The 818-nt window shown below is 49.9% G+C and carries 1 protein-coding gene; it reads left to right on the top strand.

Going from position 1 to position 818, the window contains the following annotated elements:
* Positions 1-818, top strand: an 818-nt coding sequence (locus A3751_RS17505) for an NAD(P)/FAD-dependent oxidoreductase (protein WP_156492583.1), incomplete at both ends; no start/stop codon positions are given.

Here is an 818-nt window from a genome sequence, read left to right as displayed (position 1 = left end):
AATCTAGTCGTGATCGGCGCAGGCTCCGCAGGTCTAGTGAGTGCTTATATTGCTGCGGCCACTAAAGCAAAGGTGGATCTCATCGAGCGCCACAAAATGGGTGGCGACTGCCTCAATACAGGTTGCGTGCCTAGCAAAGCGCTGATTCGATCCGCTAAAATCAAACATTACGCCGACACAGCCGCGCAATATGGTGTACAAATCGACAATGCTTCAGTTGACTTTCAGCAAGTAATGGAGCGAATCCAAGACGTCATTCAAAAGATTGAGCCTCACGATTCGGTTGAGCGATATACGGGTCTCGGTGTTAATTGTATTCAGGGTAGCGCCCAGATCATTGACCCATGGCATGTCAAAGTGGATGGCAAGACCATTGCGGCGAAAAATATCATCATTGCAACCGGCGCAAGGCCGGCCATGCCCGAGATATTGGGCCTTAACTCAGATCTTGCTTATAACTCCGATACCATCTGGAATTTACGCCAACCACCCAAAGCAATGATTGTCGTAGGAGAGGGGCCTATAGGGTGCGAGCTTGCGCAAAGCTTTCATCGGCTTGGTATCAACGTCACACTCGTCGGCCGAAATGACACGGTACTGCCGCGCGAAGACAGTGATATGGCGAGCCTAGTACAAAGCAAGATGCTGAGTGAAGGTATGAAATTGGAAATGGGCTTTGATGCCGTCGAGGCGAAGCCCCATCCCGAGGACCCAAGCAAACAACTTCTGGTGGCGAAATCGAAAAGTGAGCAAGTCATTGAACTGGAATTCGACTGTATATTATTTGCCGTAGGCCGGATTGCGAATACCAAAGGATT

This window comes from Oleiphilus sp. HI0080 (assembly GCF_001635135.1).
Note: the sequence above shows the minus strand (reverse complement) of the source record. Positions and strands in the feature narration are given on the sequence as shown.